This is a genomic window from Bacillus sp. BPN334, from assembly GCF_008368885.1.
In the GTDB taxonomy this organism is placed as follows: Bacteria; Bacillota; Bacilli; order Bacillales; family Bacillaceae_G; genus Bacillus_A; species Bacillus_A wiedmannii.
Window position 1 is genome coordinate 87,142 of record NZ_QOZW01000007.1, and the last position, 15,107, is coordinate 102,248.

Annotated in this window: 10 protein-coding genes; 1 reads left to right on the forward strand and 9 read right to left on the reverse strand. The window is 35.1% G+C overall.

Annotation, left to right across the window (positions count from 1 at the left end; translation table 11 throughout):
* Positions 1-31 precede the first annotated feature (31 nt).
* The 4 genes from DN393_RS11250 to DN393_RS11265 all read right to left on the reverse strand — a co-directional run bounded on the left by DN393_RS11250 (position 32) and on the right by DN393_RS11265 (position 6,570).
* Positions 32-3,394, reverse strand: coding sequence for a tubulin-like doman-containing protein (locus DN393_RS11250; protein WP_149173501.1), 3,363 nt, complete (start codon positions 3,392-3,394; stop codon positions 32-34).
* Between the two features lie 74 nt (positions 3,395-3,468).
* Positions 3,469-5,568: a vWA domain-containing protein gene (locus tag DN393_RS11255; RefSeq protein ID WP_064476958.1), complete on the reverse strand. Its 2,100-nt coding sequence runs from the start codon at positions 5,566-5,568 to the stop codon at positions 3,469-3,471.
* Between the two features lie 256 nt (positions 5,569-5,824).
* A complete protein-coding gene (locus DN393_RS11260; RefSeq protein ID WP_048562601.1) occupies positions 5,825-6,163 on the reverse strand; it encodes a VOC family protein in 339 nt (112 codons plus the stop codon).
* A 71-nt stretch (positions 6,164-6,234) separates the two neighbouring features.
* Positions 6,235-6,570: a hypothetical protein gene (locus DN393_RS11265; protein ID WP_064476959.1), complete on the reverse strand. Its 336-nt coding sequence runs from the start codon at positions 6,568-6,570 to the stop codon at positions 6,235-6,237.
* Positions 6,571-6,704: 134 nt separating this feature from the next.
* Between DN393_RS11265 and DN393_RS11270 the strand changes: the two genes are divergently transcribed.
* Positions 6,705-7,094: a hypothetical protein gene (locus DN393_RS11270; RefSeq protein ID WP_064476960.1), complete on the forward strand. Its 390-nt coding sequence runs from the start codon at positions 6,705-6,707 to the stop codon at positions 7,092-7,094.
* Positions 7,095-7,134: 40 nt separating this feature from the next.
* On the opposite strand, the gene DN393_RS11275 is transcribed toward DN393_RS11270, so the two are convergent.
* The 5 genes from DN393_RS11275 to DN393_RS11295 all read right to left on the reverse strand — a co-directional run bounded on the left by DN393_RS11275 (position 7,135) and on the right by DN393_RS11295 (position 15,096).
* Positions 7,135-7,854, reverse strand: coding sequence for a class I SAM-dependent methyltransferase (locus DN393_RS11275; protein WP_064476961.1), 720 nt, complete (start codon positions 7,852-7,854; stop codon positions 7,135-7,137).
* 149 nt (positions 7,855-8,003) lie between these two features.
* Positions 8,004-9,710 carry a peptide ABC transporter substrate-binding protein gene (locus tag DN393_RS11280; RefSeq protein ID WP_064476962.1) on the reverse strand — a complete coding sequence of 569 codons (1,707 nt, stop codon included), beginning with the start codon at positions 9,708-9,710 and terminating at the stop codon, positions 8,004-8,006.
* A gap of 289 nt (positions 9,711-9,999) precedes the next feature.
* Positions 10,000-11,706, reverse strand: coding sequence for a peptide ABC transporter substrate-binding protein (locus DN393_RS11285; protein WP_064476963.1), 1,707 nt, complete (start codon positions 11,704-11,706; stop codon positions 10,000-10,002).
* A gap of 305 nt (positions 11,707-12,011) precedes the next feature.
* Entirely contained in the window at positions 12,012-13,712 is a 1,701-nt protein-coding gene (locus DN393_RS11290) for a peptide ABC transporter substrate-binding protein (protein WP_064476964.1), read from the reverse strand.
* 346 nt (positions 13,713-14,058) lie between these two features.
* Positions 14,059-15,096, reverse strand: coding sequence for an LCP family protein (locus DN393_RS11295; protein ID WP_064476965.1), 1,038 nt, complete (start codon positions 15,094-15,096; stop codon positions 14,059-14,061).
* Positions 15,097-15,107: the final 11 nt, after the last annotated feature.

The following is a 15,107-nucleotide window of genomic DNA, read 5'->3' on the forward strand; positions in this document are numbered from 1 at the left end:
TTGCCACTTTTAAGGATTCCCTTTTCATTCATTATACATTCGTTTTTGGCGTTTCCTCTTCATCATGAACGCTTAATAAATTTTGCCACTTTTTATAAGGAGCACTATTTGGATCTACATAGCCTTTCGCGTACGAACGATCCCACAATTGTTTAATAAACATTTCTTTCTCTTTCTTTGCAACCATATCGGCACCTGTACCGTAATAGTTTTGGAAATACAATTCAATTTCATCAAGGAATAATCTTAATAATTCATCAGAAGTTTCTTCTAACGTTGGATCATATTTCGCCTCACGGTCATACATTAAAATCATATCTAAAATATTATGGACATGCTCTTTACGAAGCCATCTAATATCTTGAGCACCTAATACGAACGGATGTGTATATAAATGTCCGCCCTGTATCATAGCTTTTTCTTGTTCTTCTTCAAATCTGGACAAGATGTTTTCATAAATAAACGGATTATGAAGCAATGCTCTGTGTAATTTGTAACTTTCATTTGAAATATTTTTTCCCATCGACTGAATTAAGAAACTACGTCCAACGCCGTTATATTGATACACGAACTGACCATCAACAGCAACTAAACTAATCCAGCGATACATATACGCGTATAGAAGAGCTCGATTACATTTATCGTAATCCAATTTCGTTTGCGTTGCATTTAAGTCTGGCATGAATGCTGGTAAGTGCCAATACTTATCTAAATGCGGCGTTAAACTAGATTTTTTACTATTCAACTTGTTCACACGGCGATAGTATGACTGAAAATAATCACCTTTATCATTCATAAATCCATTTGCAATATGCCCTGAGGAAAGCTTAGGAAAGTCTTGCAATGATAAACCATAATGCGCACGATAACAAATGACTTCAAATGGCGAAAAAGCTTCATGTACTGTATCTTTTTCTTTAAACATTTCTTGAATTAATTCTTCTTGCAGTTCTTTCTTTAAGGATGGATGTATACCCCAATATTGTAATTCCCTATGGTGGGAAACTTTCGGAACGAATGGACTTGCTAAATGAAACAAGTCTTCAATTTTTTCACGAACGTATTCATCACGATCACGCTTCTTATAATCCGCTTCTTTTCGTAATGCCTCAACGATATTCAGCTCTAATTTATCACGATAGCGGATTTGTAATTCATCATAGCAATAACTTAGTATGTGCTCACGATAAAAGTCTTCTACCTTTTTCGATTGAATCTCTTCTGTTTTCGCATCCCGGCAATATTCCCCGTATAAACTCATATAAATTTCCGCAGATATATCTTTCGGTAATACACCTAAATTCAAATGTTGCTGCATATCTAGCCATATCTTTTCTTGCAACTTCTCTTCAGCTAATACGTATACATTCGTTGGGTTTGTTTTCCCTTCAAATTCCTTGCTTCGTTTTTGAATTTCAAACAATAAATTTTCACGCGTTTCATGTAAATTATCAAAAAACCTTTCCCAATATTGAATCATTTTATTAACTGCTTGATAAAGTGATTGATAAACGAGTTCTAATAGCATTTCTTTACGATACTCGTTTAATTTGTGTACGTACTGCGTTACAATATCTTCAAATTCTTTTTTAAACAAACGCTGCTGATTATTCATCATTTTTCCAAACCAGCCTTGTTGCTGCGCGATTTCTACTCGGCGAACAGCTGTTATCGTTCCATCAATATTACTCACATTAAATTTCTTATCGTAGTTTTGAATTAAATTACGCTTTTGCTCATTATTTTCATGTAGTCGATTCATTTTCTCGACTAACTGCTTTCGAATTTCATACAACATAAAACGAGCTGATACTGGATGCACAGGATCTGTTTTCTTTAAAAACCATGTATTTAATTGATAGGACTGCCCTTCAGAACCACTTGGTGAAAAACGGTCTGATTCAATCATGTCATACAATAGTGTCGTTACATGCTCATGTACACGGCTCGGAATCGCATACGCATATAAACGAATCGCATGATCCACCCTTGCTACTTCACCTTTCATTTGCTCCATCATTTTCAGTTTCGCAGCCGAAATTTTACACTCGTGCTGCAGACGGTTTAATTCCTCATCTTTTTGCACCGTACGCTGTACATAGCTTTCTACAGCCTCTAAAAACAGTTTAGATTTCGCCACACCAACTTTACCGCCCTCTGCTCCTTCACGCGTTTCATTGTACATTTGTCTATAGAAAATATGGGCCTGTTCTGGACGAGTAGCAAGATGTTCTAAGTCTTCTAAATAACTTTTCCCACGCTCTGGCTTTTCACGTTGCATCCCACGTTTTACATCTTGATCATATCTTTGCTTCTTCTCTTGAAACAATTGATCTAAATGCAGCCACGATTCATCTAAACCTTGCACAGCCCATTTTAAAGCACAATATTTTAACACGTGCTCATACGGATAAATAATCTTGGCCGTTCCTGCCCCGCAATATCGCCCTTTCCCGCTTGATTCTGCTAATTGTTGAATTTGATTATCTTCCTGTGCAAAATGATTGGCAGACATCGGACTAAATAACTGTAAATAAATCGTATTTACCATTTGCTCCATATAATCTGATAAATTGTGCAGATGGTGTCCATGTAGATTTTCGTAATCGTACAAGAAACAATAATTGTACGGTAAATGATGTTGTTTAATCGTATGATTCGTTCTTCCTTCTTCATCTACTTGATCAGGTCGATATTCTAATTCAATTGTAACACCACCACGTTTGGATAATTCTCCAGTAGAACCGAGTGTAATGGCATGTAATTCTTTTAACGAAGCATAGCCGTTTGCTTGCACCGTTTCAAACTCTTTCGCACTAACCGTCCTCGTCTTAACTAAAACGTCCGGCATTAAAAACGCACCACGAATTAAAATGTTGTGATGCTGCAGTTTTTTCCGAAGCATTTCACGTAAATATAATGCAATTTGTAGAAACATCCCTGAACCTGTTCCGCCCGCTAGTGATGTTACGATAATGACACGCACTCCATATTCCGTTTGATCGCTTGTAACCGGAAAAATTTTCTCGATTTCTTGCCAAAAGGATGTCAATTTATCTTCTTTCATCGCAGCAAGTAACGCTAAACGGGAAATGACACGTAACTGTCCTGCCCCTTCTGTCAGTGGTTTATCAAGTATAGTCGGGTCCATCGGAAACCACTCTGGAATCGTTGGATCTCCCGCAATATACTCTCTTGGCGTTTTACTAGAACTCGTTTGCGTCTTAAACTTTCGAATATGATCAAATTTACTCAATGTATTCACATCTGTATCAAATACGTGCATTGCTACCTTTTTTCGGCGCTCCTCAGGTAGCCTTTCATATATTTGATGTGTCACAGTACTACCGATTCCACCTAAACCAATTAATATCGTTGGAACTTGTAACGTCATGTGAACCACCTTCCTATTCTTGCTTGTTTGAAAAGAGGGGGAGAAAGATGAGACTCCCTCCTTTTCCATACCTACTATTCACACTCATATTTGTAAATTTCTTTACCATACCCTCTATCAATTACTAAAAGTTCATTTGGATATAGCGTCTTATGTTCCATTCCAACCTCTTCCTCTGTTATAAACATTCCATCAATAATCATTCCTACTACTTGTGACTCTTTCGCTACAAATATCGATTTTGATCCTTTCTTCGCTATAAACGTAACGGATTGCACAGTCTTTCTTTCTGCTCGGAATGGAATGCCAAAATAGTGTTTCCACCATTTATTTTTAAGTAATTCTGGTTCAGATTGATATAACCAATCTTTCGCTACCTCTTGATCCCATTCGTAATACAATAGTGCTTTTCGGTGAAATCTTGGACGGATAATCCATCCTAAAACGATTATTCCTACTACTAACAGTAATAAAGTGATAGGAATAACAAACTTAAAAATAAGCGCATATTTTTCATAAAACGGTGCATTTTGAATATGAAGTGATATATTTTTCTTTACTTCTTGTAATTTTGAATCTTGTATAGTGATGGTAGCATCTACGGTGCCAGTATCTGTAAAATTGAATGTATCGGAGTAATGAGGGCGAGGATAAATATAAATTTGATTATCCTGTTGTTTTATTTCATAGTTGATTGATTGTTTAGATGTGACACCAGTAGATTTTAATAGTTTCTTTACAGCTTCTTCTGTCATCGGCTTACCATCTAACTGTGGTTGTATAATAAACGGTTTACTATTCTCTAAATTCGTTACTTTTTCTTCATAATCTTTCGTTATCGTTTGCAGTGATAATTTTGGTTTTTCCGTTACTTCGATTTTAAATTCTTTCGTCTGTCTGTAAAATCCCTTTATGTTCATATGAACTTTCCCGCGCACTAATCCTTTATCAACCTTCATTTCGTAGTAAAATACATGTTTTTTATCGTCCCACTTCATCGGGTACTGTTTTCCGTCTATTTCTACTTCTGCCTGAAAATATGAAGACTGAATTGGTAATTCCGTAGGCTTCGCTTCAATAACAGCAGTAACACCTTCGTACATTTTTCCCACATTTTTTTGACTACTATCGTCTTTGTCATAAGTAGAAACAGTATAGTTAAGCGCCGGTTCAACTAGTACTTGTAGTCCTTCTTTCTCAATATCTCGATCCACTTCTATCGTATACGTTCCTGGTTTAATAACTTCCTGATTTTCCGTACTTATATGAACTATATTTCCGAATAATTTCGCTTCTCCTGGTGCATGTATGGAATAGGAAGATTGTAATTGTAACGGTTTAGAAATTTGTGTGACCTGATAATTAGACAAAGAAGGTGATTGTCGTACAAGCGTCATGCGCTTTAACGGAAATGGTGTTGTAATCTCTACTTTCTTCCCTACTACTTTCGTTTTTACAATCGATTCAACAGAAGAGAACGGATCACGATTTGCAACTAATGCTGCCACTTGATTGACGCTTTTTACAATACCATCCTCTCCACTAGATGGCATCGTAACTCCGTTTATCTCTTTCTTCCATATTTCTTTAAACGTATTTAGTTGTGCCTTTTCTTGCTGTCCTAAATCCTCTTCCATCGTAATTAAAATTGGATGTAGCGATATCTTTTTTGTATCCATTTCTTTCTTAAACTGTGCTAACTTCTGTGTAATTTGTTCTTTTCCGCCAACCTTATCTTTCTCTAAATCATTAAATGCCCCGTCAGTTAAGACAATAAGCCAAAATTCACGTTTTCCATCTATATCTGCTTCCTTTTTTATAGATTGCATCGCCGTTTCTACTGCGCTAAACGGGGTATTTAAATACGTTTTCCATGCTCCAATTCCCTCAATTTCTGTTTGTCTCTTATCCTTCGTTAACGAAATGTTTAATGGATCATTCGGCTTGCTCATTGGAACATAAGAGAATTTATCTTTTTCATCTAATAGCGCAACTAAACTTTGCAAAGCATAATTGGCATATTTCCAGCGATCGTTATTTCTCATGCTGCCCGAATCATCATATACAAGTGAAACGACCCTTTCCTTTGCCTCCTCTCCTTTTGCAAAAGTCCAAAAAGGATGTAACCATATAAATAGAAACAACATGAATGTGGCACAAATTCGAATTTTCATGATGAGGCTTCGCCACCTTTGTAGACAAATTCCTATGTTTAAATTTATGAGAGGATACAAGATATATGACTTGTATTTTAGGACAACTAGCTCATCATAACTTTATTATGTAAACAGTTATATATACTGAATATGATTCCTTCTAGCGTTTTCTATCCGATAATATAAGTAAAAAAGCCTGTTTAAGCTCTACACTTAAAACAGACTTTTCCTACTTTTCACATTGAAAACAAACATCAAAAAGTTTGATTTTGAATTAACACATCACTTCAATTGTAAATCCACCAGGTGCTTCCACATAAAACGTATACGCATGTGCATGCTTAGGAGCCTCAACCAAAAATCCAGCTTCCTTCAACCTTTGATTTATCTTATTTACTTGTTCTTCACTTTCTTGAGGAAACCCTACATGAAATGTTTGCGGATAATGTACGTCTTTCCCTTTCATTAACGTTAATATAAACCCATCATTATCACGCAAAACTGCAAAACCATTTCCCCTTGTTCCGCTACAAGTTAAACCAAAATATTTTTCTAAAAACTCTCTAGCAGCTACTACATCTGAAACTGTTAAATTAAGATGTTTAATTTCCAAACCGTCACCTTCTTTCTTAATTTTCTAACATTTTATCATACAAATAAAAAACACGCCTTTCACAGCGTGTTTCATTGCTTCACATACACTTCAACAATCGGATTATCTTTATTATCCGCATGTAAGCGTAAATTCTCTTCACTTGTACTATAAATGCTAGCTAATAACATAATCGTTAACACATTAGGAGTTTTTGCATCGCTCCCGTATTTCCTTTCCAGCGCTTCCTTATATTCAAAATCCAAATCCCCCTGCACATATGTATACACTTCAAAACCATCTTCTAAATTGCAAACTACTGTATCAATAATATCTGCCCCAACTTGCTTCTTCATTTCCTCTCGCAAAGCTTCAATAAACTCTTCCCACGGTACTTCGTATATCTGAAACTGATCTGTAGATTTCATTACTTTTTCCTCCTTATATATCCTTCTCCTATATTTCCCCTTTCTATAACAATTATGATAGATAGGACATTCGTACAAGCCGCACTTGTCCCCATTACATATCGTATTACTGTAATGGGGAAGGAGGAAAGAATATGCATAGACAAAAATGTTACGATACGTGCCAACGTTATTTCGGTAAAGTCGTTCGAATTGAAGATCGTGATGGTCGTATTCATTTAGGCAAAATAATTGATCTGACAAAAAGCTCTGTATGGATTGAACCAGTGCAACAGCGCTCATCTTTTGATACAGGATTTGGATACTATGACGCATATGCAAACGGTGGCTGTGACCTTTGTGGTGGCATTAGCAGATGTGATAGTTGCGGATTTGGTTGTGGTGGTGGATTCAGCGGCTGTGGATGTGGCGGTCGTGGTTGTGGTAGTTGCGGCGGCTGGGGAGGCGGCGGTTGTGGCTGGGGCGTCGAACTCGGATTTGGTTTCATCTTCGGAATTACATTAGCTGCATTATTTTTCATTTAATATAGTAAAGAGTTGACTATCTTTAGTCAACTCTCTTTCTTTATTTTTCACATATAAAAATACGATGACCTAAAATATGTTGGTACATAAGTCGTACATTTTCATGCTGTACCCATGCCTCATATAACTCATTCGGGACAAATTGTGATACATTCCATTCTGGCTCTTCTATATAGCCAGAGATCGTTTCTGCAATTGTACCGCCGCCAGCAATTGTAATTCTTTTAAAATTTGCTTTCTGAAATAATTGTACCCATTCATTCTCAGTTAATAGTTCTTTCATCCCGTATAATCGGGCAATTTTTTCTTCCTCATTCTTCTCAATGTGCCTATCAATAATCATTTCAATGACAACAAGCTTGCCATCCTTCTGTAATACACGATAGCACTCCGAGATAACTCTCTCTTTCTCTGTAAAAGCGAGTATCGATTCTCCGAGTACGAACTCAAATGAGTCATATAAGCAAGGTAATTGCTCTACATTCCCTTCAATTAATTGAATGTCTATTCCTTCAAACGACCATCTATCTTTCGCCTTTTGAATCATAATCTCATTCTTTTCAACCGCCGTTACTTTATAACCATACTCTTTTGTCATGTACGCCGCTGTTTTCCCTGTACCGCAGCCGATTTCAAGGACATTTGCACCATATTTAAAAGGCAATTGTGCTAACAACTGTTTTGTTAACGTAAAACCACCAGGATGAGCACTTCCTATTCCGTAATAAGCTAGGAAATCGATGTAAGTATTTCGTTTCATGGGATTCTCCCTTTTTTATTTTATATATTCGAAGAAGGAATAAAAGTGCATAGAAAAAGCATTTTCAAGTGCTCTAATACCGCAACTTGAAAATGCTTTTTCTTTTTATCTCACTATTCACCAGGCAGCCAGATTAAGGTTTCCCTTTATTATTTCTCTTCTACATACGCCCATTTGAAACTATATTCTGGACTAATGTTATGTTTCACAATTCCCTTTATATTTGGTTTCATTACATATGATCTAGCATTTTGATATAAAGGTACGAGTGCTACATCTTCTTCAAGTAACACTTTCTCAGCCTTTCCTAACTCTGTCCAGCGTTTTTTTGCATCAGCCATCCATTCTGTCTTACTTTTAGTAATAACGTCATCATATTTTGAATTTGAGTAGCTCATCTGGTTCTGAGAATTTGTCGTTTCAAACATATCAAGATACGTCATTGGATCCGCATAATCTGGATTCCAGCCACCATATGAAAAATCATAATCTTGGTCTGATTCTAATTTTAGTTTTTGCTTAAATGGTTGCAGTTTAATATTTACTGTCACGCCTTTTAGATTCTTTTCAACTTGATCTTTTACATACTCCCCAACTTTTTTCGCATTACCAGTATCATAATTTAACAGTTCAATTGTTACTTGATCTTTTCCAAGTTCTTTTTTCGCTGCTTCCCAAGCTGCCGCTGCCTTTTTGGAGTCTTGTTTTAAACCATTCTTAAACGTTTCTGCGAAATCTTTACCGTCTGGTCCACTAGCTAAACCTTTTGGTACTAAGTAATCTACTGGTTTTGAACCATCATTTAAAATGACATTCGTTAAAGCTTTCTTATCAATTGATAATGCAATTGCTTCACGTAATTTTTTGCTCTTTAATGGTGTATCTTGCCCACCACGTTTTTGGTTTAGACGTAAATAAAATGTACTCGTTTCCGAATATGTGCCAAACTCCTCTTTATTATTTCTATACTTATCAACAAATTCACCTGATAAAAGTGCGAAATCAATTGCACCTGTATCATATAAATTTACTCTAGTAGCTGGTTCTTTTACTACACTAAAGTTGATTTCATCTAGTTTTACAGTCTTTTTGTCCCAGTACTGATCATTTTTCTTTAATTTCCAGCCTTGCTCATGCTTCCAATCAGTAAGAATAAAAGGTCCGTTATATACTGTTGTATCAGATTCCAAACCGTATTTATTCCCTTTTTCTTTTACGAATTTTTCATTTAATGGATAGTATGACGCAAATGCCATTAAATTCAAGAAATATGGTACTGGTCTTTCTAGTTCAACTTCAAGCGTATAATCATCTACCGCTTTTACACCTAACGTAGAAACTTCTGCTTTGCCTTGATTAATTGTTTCTGCATTTTTAATATAGTAAGCAATAAATGCATACTCAGCAGCTGTTTTTGGATCTACTAGACGTTGCCATGCAAATACGAAATCTTTCGCCGTTACTGGATCACCATTTGACCACTTTGCATCTTTACGTAGTTTAAACGTATATTTTTTACCGTCCTCGCTTTTCGTGCTAGATTCTGCTACAGCTGGGATTGGCTTATTATCTTTATCAAGGCGATATAAGCCTTCCATCGTATTCCCTAAAATTTGTGCACCAAGCGTATCTGTACTTTTTGAAGTATCCATTGTCGGAATTTCATTCGTTTCTGTACGATTTAGCACTTGCTTTGCCGCATATTTAATATCAGATTTTTTCTCTTCTCCACCATTATTAGACGTTGTAGTCGGTTTCTTCTCCCCACCAGATCCAGAAGAGCATGCTGTTAAAGCCATACTCATTGCTAAAACTGGCGCTACAACTGCCGTGAACTTTTTCATCTTTTTCTTCATTCTTGTACCCTCCCCTATTATATGTACGAAACTAACTTTGAGAGATTTTCAGTTAACTTAGTGATTAGTACCTGTTCACCAATAAACATTCTGTTAATTACCTTCACTTTTGAAGTTTCAATTATTTTATTTTTATAGTAACTATGTATTTTACTATTATTACTATACGAATTCTCCCCCATCTACTATATGTCAGTACCACTTTTCTTATTCTTCTCTATTTAATTAAATTGAATAGTAAAAGAGCGTTTTAAAAGTAATGTATCTACTTTTAAAACGCTCTTTTTTATTATTTCCCTTCCGTTACATAAGCCCACTTAAAGCTATATTCTGGACTAATGTTATGTTTCACAATTCCTTTTACATTCGGTTTCATTACATACGCTCTACCAGTTTGATATAAAGGAACTAATCCTGCATCTTCTTCAAGGAATAATTTCTCTGCTTTTCCTAACGTTTCCCAACGCTTCTTCGGATCAGATAATAATTCATTCCCTGCTTTTGCTACCATTTCATCGTATTTTGGATTCGAATAACTCATTTGGTTATACGGGCTCTTTGATTCAAACATATCAATAAATGTCATTGGATCCGAATAATCTGGGCTCCAACCTGCAAACGAAACTTCATAATCTTGTGCAGACTCTAATTTTAGTTTTTGTTTGAACGGCTGAATTTTCGTGTTAACCGTTACACCTTTTAAGTTTTTCTCAATTTGGTCTTTAAAGTAGTCAGCAATTTTTTTCGCAGTTCCATCATCATAGCTTAGTAATTCAATTGTCACTTGATCTTTTCCAAGTTCTTTTTTCGCTGCTTCCCAAGCTGCTGCACCTTTTTTCGGATCATATTTCAGACCATTTTTAAATGTATCTTGGTAATCTTTACCGTCTGGTCCTGTCGCAAGTCCTTTTGGTACTAATTGATCGGTTGCTTTTGAACCGTTATTTAAAATAACGTTTGCTAAACCTTTTTTATCAATTGATAATGCGATTGCTTCACGAAGTTTTTTGCTCTTTAACGGTGTATCTTGTCCGTTACGCTTTTGATTTAAACGTAAGAAGAATGTACTTGCTTCTGAATACTCACCGTATTCCTCTTTGTTTGATTTATATTTATCAACGAATTCTCCAGATAGTAATGTAAAATCAATTGATCCTGTATCATATAAGTTTACTTTCGTCGCAACTTCTTTTACTACACTATAATTAATTTCTTCTAATTTTACAGTCTTATTATCCCAATACTTATCATTTTTCTTTAGCTGCCATCCTTGTTCATGTTTCCATGAAGCCATAACGAACGGTCCGTTATACAACGTTGTATCTGCTTCTAAACCGAATTTATCTCCTTTTTCTTTTACGAACTTTTCATTTAAAGGATAGTAGGATGGAAATGCCATTAAATTCAAGAAATATGGTACTGGCTTTTCTAATTCTACTTCTAGCGTATAATCATCTACCGCTTTTGCTCCTAATTCTGTTGCGGCTTTTTCACCTTTATTAATCGCTTCTGCATTTTTAATATAGTAGGCAATAAACGCATATTCCGCAGCTGTATTTTTATCCAGTAGGCGCTGCCATCCGTATACGAAATCTTTCGCCGTTACAGGGTCACCATTCGACCACTTTGCATCTTTACGTAATTTAAATGTATATTTTTTGCCATCCTCGCTTTTCGTACTAGATTCTGCTGCAGCTGGGATTGGCTTATTATCTTTATCTAATCGATATAAACCTTCCATTGTGTTCCCTAAAATTTGAGAACCTAATGTATCAGTAGATTTTGAAACATCCATCGTCGGAATTTCTTGATTCTCTGTACGATTTAACACTTGTTTCGCTGCGTATTTAATTTCTGATTTTTTCTCTTCCCCACCACCACTAGACGTCGTAGTTGATTTCTTCTCCCCACCAGATCCAGAACACGCTGTCAACGCCATACTCATCGCTAAAACTGGCGCTACAACCGCCGTGAACTTTTTCATCTTTTTCTTCATTTTTGTACCCTCCCCAATTATATGTACGAAACTAGTTTTGATAGATTTTCTAATAACCAGTTATCAGAAAATTCTTATTAATTAATATTCTACTAACTTTTCAGATTTTGTAAAGTTATTTTTAAAATATTCTAAAAATTATTTTTTTGTGATAGTAAAAAGTATTTTTTTACTATCATCACTATACAAATTCTTCCTATTTACTATATAAGTACTATTCCCCTTGTGCTTATTGGTTTGTTTACAATTTAATCTCATAATAAAAAAGCATTCCAAAAGTAGTCTACTTTCGGAATGCTTTTTTATTATTCAGTTACATAAGCCCATTTAAAGCTGTACTCCGGACTAATATTATGTTTAACAACCCCTTTTACAGTCGGTTTCATTACATAAGATCTAGCATTTTGATATAATGGTATAAGTGCTACATCTTGCTCAAGTAATAATTTTTCAGCTTTTCCTAGTTCTTCCCAACGTTTCTTCGCGTCACTCATTAACTCTCCGCCAGCTTTTTTAACCATTTCGTCATATTTCGCATCAGAGTAGCTCATTTGGTTGTGAGAGTGATTAGATTCAAACATATCTAAATATGTCATTGGATCTGCATAATCTGGGCTCCATCCACCATATGAAATATCATAATCTTGCTCCGATTCTAATTTTAGTTTTTGTTTAAACGGCTGCAGTTTAATATTTACTGTTACACCTTTTAAGTTTTTCTCAATTTGATCTTTTACATATTCCCCAACTTTTTTCGCATTACCAGTATCATAGTTTAAAAACTCAATTGTAACTTGATCTTTTCCAAGTTCTTTTTTCGCTTCTTCCCATGCAGCAGCTGCTTTTTTCGCATCTGGCTTAATACCATTTTTAAATGTTTCTTGGAAATCTTTCCCATCAGGTCCGTTTGCTAACCCTTTAGGTACTAAGTAATCAGCCGGTTTCGATCCATCATTTAAAATAACATTTGCTAAATTCTTTTTATCAATCGATAAAGCAATTGCTTCACGTAATTTTTGGCTCTTTAATGGTGTATCTTGTCCACCACGTTTTTGGTTTAAACGTATGAAAAATGTACTTGGTTCTGAATATGTTCCAAACTCCTCTTTATTATTTCTATATTTGTCAACAAATTCTCCAGTCAATAAAGAGAAATCAATTTGCCCACTATCGTATAAATTCACACGAGTTGCTGGCTCTTTTACAACACTAAAGTTAATCTCATCTAATTTCACAGTCTTTTTATCCCAATATTGATCATTCTTCTTTAGTTTCCATCCTTGTTCGTGTTTCCAATCAGTAAGAACGAATGGACCGTTATAAACTGTTGTATCAGATTCTAAACCGTATTTATCCCCTTTTTCTTTGACGAACTTTTCATTTAGTGGATAATACGACGGGAATGCTACTAAGTTTAAGAAGTATGGTACCGCTTGTTCTAATTCTACTTCAAGTGTAAGATCATCAACCGCTTTTACACCTAATGTAGAAACTTCTGCTTTCCCCTGGCTAATTGCTTCTGCATTTTTAATCGGGAATGCGATAAATGCATACTCAGCAGCTGTTTTTGGATCTAATAGACGTTGCCATGCAAATACGAAATCTTTCGCTGTTACAGGATCACCATTTGACCATTTTGCATCTTTACGTAATTTAAATGTATATTTTTTACCATCCTCACTCTTCGTGCTTGACTCTGCCGCAGCTGGGATTGGTTTGTTTTCTTTATCTAATCGGTATAAACCTTCCATTGTGTTCCCTAACATTTGAGAACCTAAAGTATCTGTACTTTTCGAAGTATCCATTGTTGGAATCTCATTCGTTTCTGTTCGATTTAGCACTTGTTTCGCTGCTAATTTTCCTTCTGATTTGCTATCCCCGCCAGAGCTAGAATTTGTGCTTGTCTTCTTATCTCCACCTGATGTAGAACATGCTGTCAATGCCATACTCATTGCTAAAACTGGTGCTACAACTGCTGTTAGTTTTTTCATTTTTTTCTTTTTCACTTTCTGTACCCTCCCTAATTCTTAACGCTCTCATTTAAGAGTTTTCTGATAATTCTGTTTTTCTTTATATATTTATCAGAAGATTCTTATTAACTATTATTCTACTAATTTTTCGAGTTTTGTAAAGTGTTATTATTGAAAATTTTTAAAAAATTATTTTTTTACAGTAATATTCATAAAAATTCCATACTCTTTCGAAACATTATATCTCATTGAATTCTATGTATTGATTTAATAGTCTTTATCTTCCTACACTATAAAACACTTGTAAATTATTGTTAATAAATAATGTATATCGTAACAAACCTCTTTTCTACAAAAATAAAAAGCAGACATTATGCCTGCTTCAATTCTCCTCAATCTGCTTTTCACTTAATCCTAAATGTGTTCTAAGCGTATTACTCAAACTCTGTAGATCTTTTTTATTAGGATTATAATAATATACACGTTGCCCATTTGGACCGTTAGGTAAATATAAATCATCACCAGCTAATTGTATTTTTTCAACTGAACCGTTTAAACCGTATTTATAAAATGATAAAATATCATCCATTACTAAGTTTGTTTTAAAATCGCCGTCAACCGCCTCAACTATTTTTTCTAGCTTCGTAATCGAGCCTACACTTTTTAATTTACTTAACATCGCTTCAATAACAAGTTGTTGACGCTGACCTCTCATTGCATCACTATCAATATGACGCGTCCTTGCCAGTGCAAGTGCTTCTTCCCCTGTTAATTTTTGTATTCCCTTTTTCAAATGGATTGCGCCAGGTTCATCTTTACTATTTTGCTCCGTAAATTCAACTGGGACATTTACTTCAATCCCATCTAATCCATCAACAATTTTAGTAAATGAATTAAAATTAAACTTCACAAAATAATCAACAGGCACTTGTAACAATTTTTCTACCGCTTCCACTGAAGCTTGCGGTCCTCCATCTTTACCATTTTTAACGAAACCACTTCCATATGCATGTGTTATTTTATCTTTTTTCTTTTCAACTGGAACATATGTATATGTATCACGTGGTATGCTCGTTAATTTCACTGTCTTATCATCTTTATTAAAAGTAGCTAACAGTAGTGCATCTGTATGAAAAGCACCATTATACTCCTTTTGTCGTTCTTGATTTTCATCAATTCCCATAATTAAAAGTGAAACATTATTTGTAATTGGTTTTACGGCGTTCTCACGTAAGTTTGATTTTTCACCACGCGCTAAATTCAAACTAGACTTTTGTACGAGATTAGAAGTTTTCATATATACATAAGTACCATATCCAACTCCGCCAAATAGTAATACTACTAACAGGACACTTATTATCATTGTCTTTTTATATTTTCTTTTATTTTTCTTTTCTCTTGAAGAAGAGTTATTCTCCATATAATTCCCTC

Bases quoted from the DNA above. Each gene is read 5' to 3' on its own strand.
- DN393_RS11250 (WP_149173501.1), bottom strand. From the start codon at position 3,394: ATGACGTTACAAGTTCCAACGATATTAATTGGTTTAGGTGGAATCGGT.
- DN393_RS11255 (WP_064476958.1), bottom strand. From the start codon at position 5,568: ATGAAAATTCGAATTTGTGCCACATTCATGTTGTTTCTATTTATATGG.
- DN393_RS11265 (WP_064476959.1), bottom strand. From the start codon at position 6,570: ATGAAATCTACAGATCAGTTTCAGATATACGAAGTACCGTGGGAAGAG.
- DN393_RS11270 (WP_064476960.1), top strand. From the start codon at position 6,705: ATGCATAGACAAAAATGTTACGATACGTGCCAACGTTATTTCGGTAAA.
- DN393_RS11275 (WP_064476961.1), bottom strand. From the start codon at position 7,854: ATGAAACGAAATACTTACATCGATTTCCTAGCTTATTACGGAATAGGA.
- DN393_RS11280 (WP_064476962.1), bottom strand. From the start codon at position 9,710: ATGAAGAAAAAGATGAAAAAGTTCACGGCAGTTGTAGCGCCAGTTTTA.
- DN393_RS11285 (WP_064476963.1), bottom strand. From the start codon at position 11,706: ATGAAGAAAAAGATGAAAAAGTTCACGGCGGTTGTAGCGCCAGTTTTA.
- DN393_RS11295 (WP_064476965.1), bottom strand. From the start codon at position 15,096: ATGGAGAATAACTCTTCTTCAAGAGAAAAGAAAAATAAAAGAAAATAT.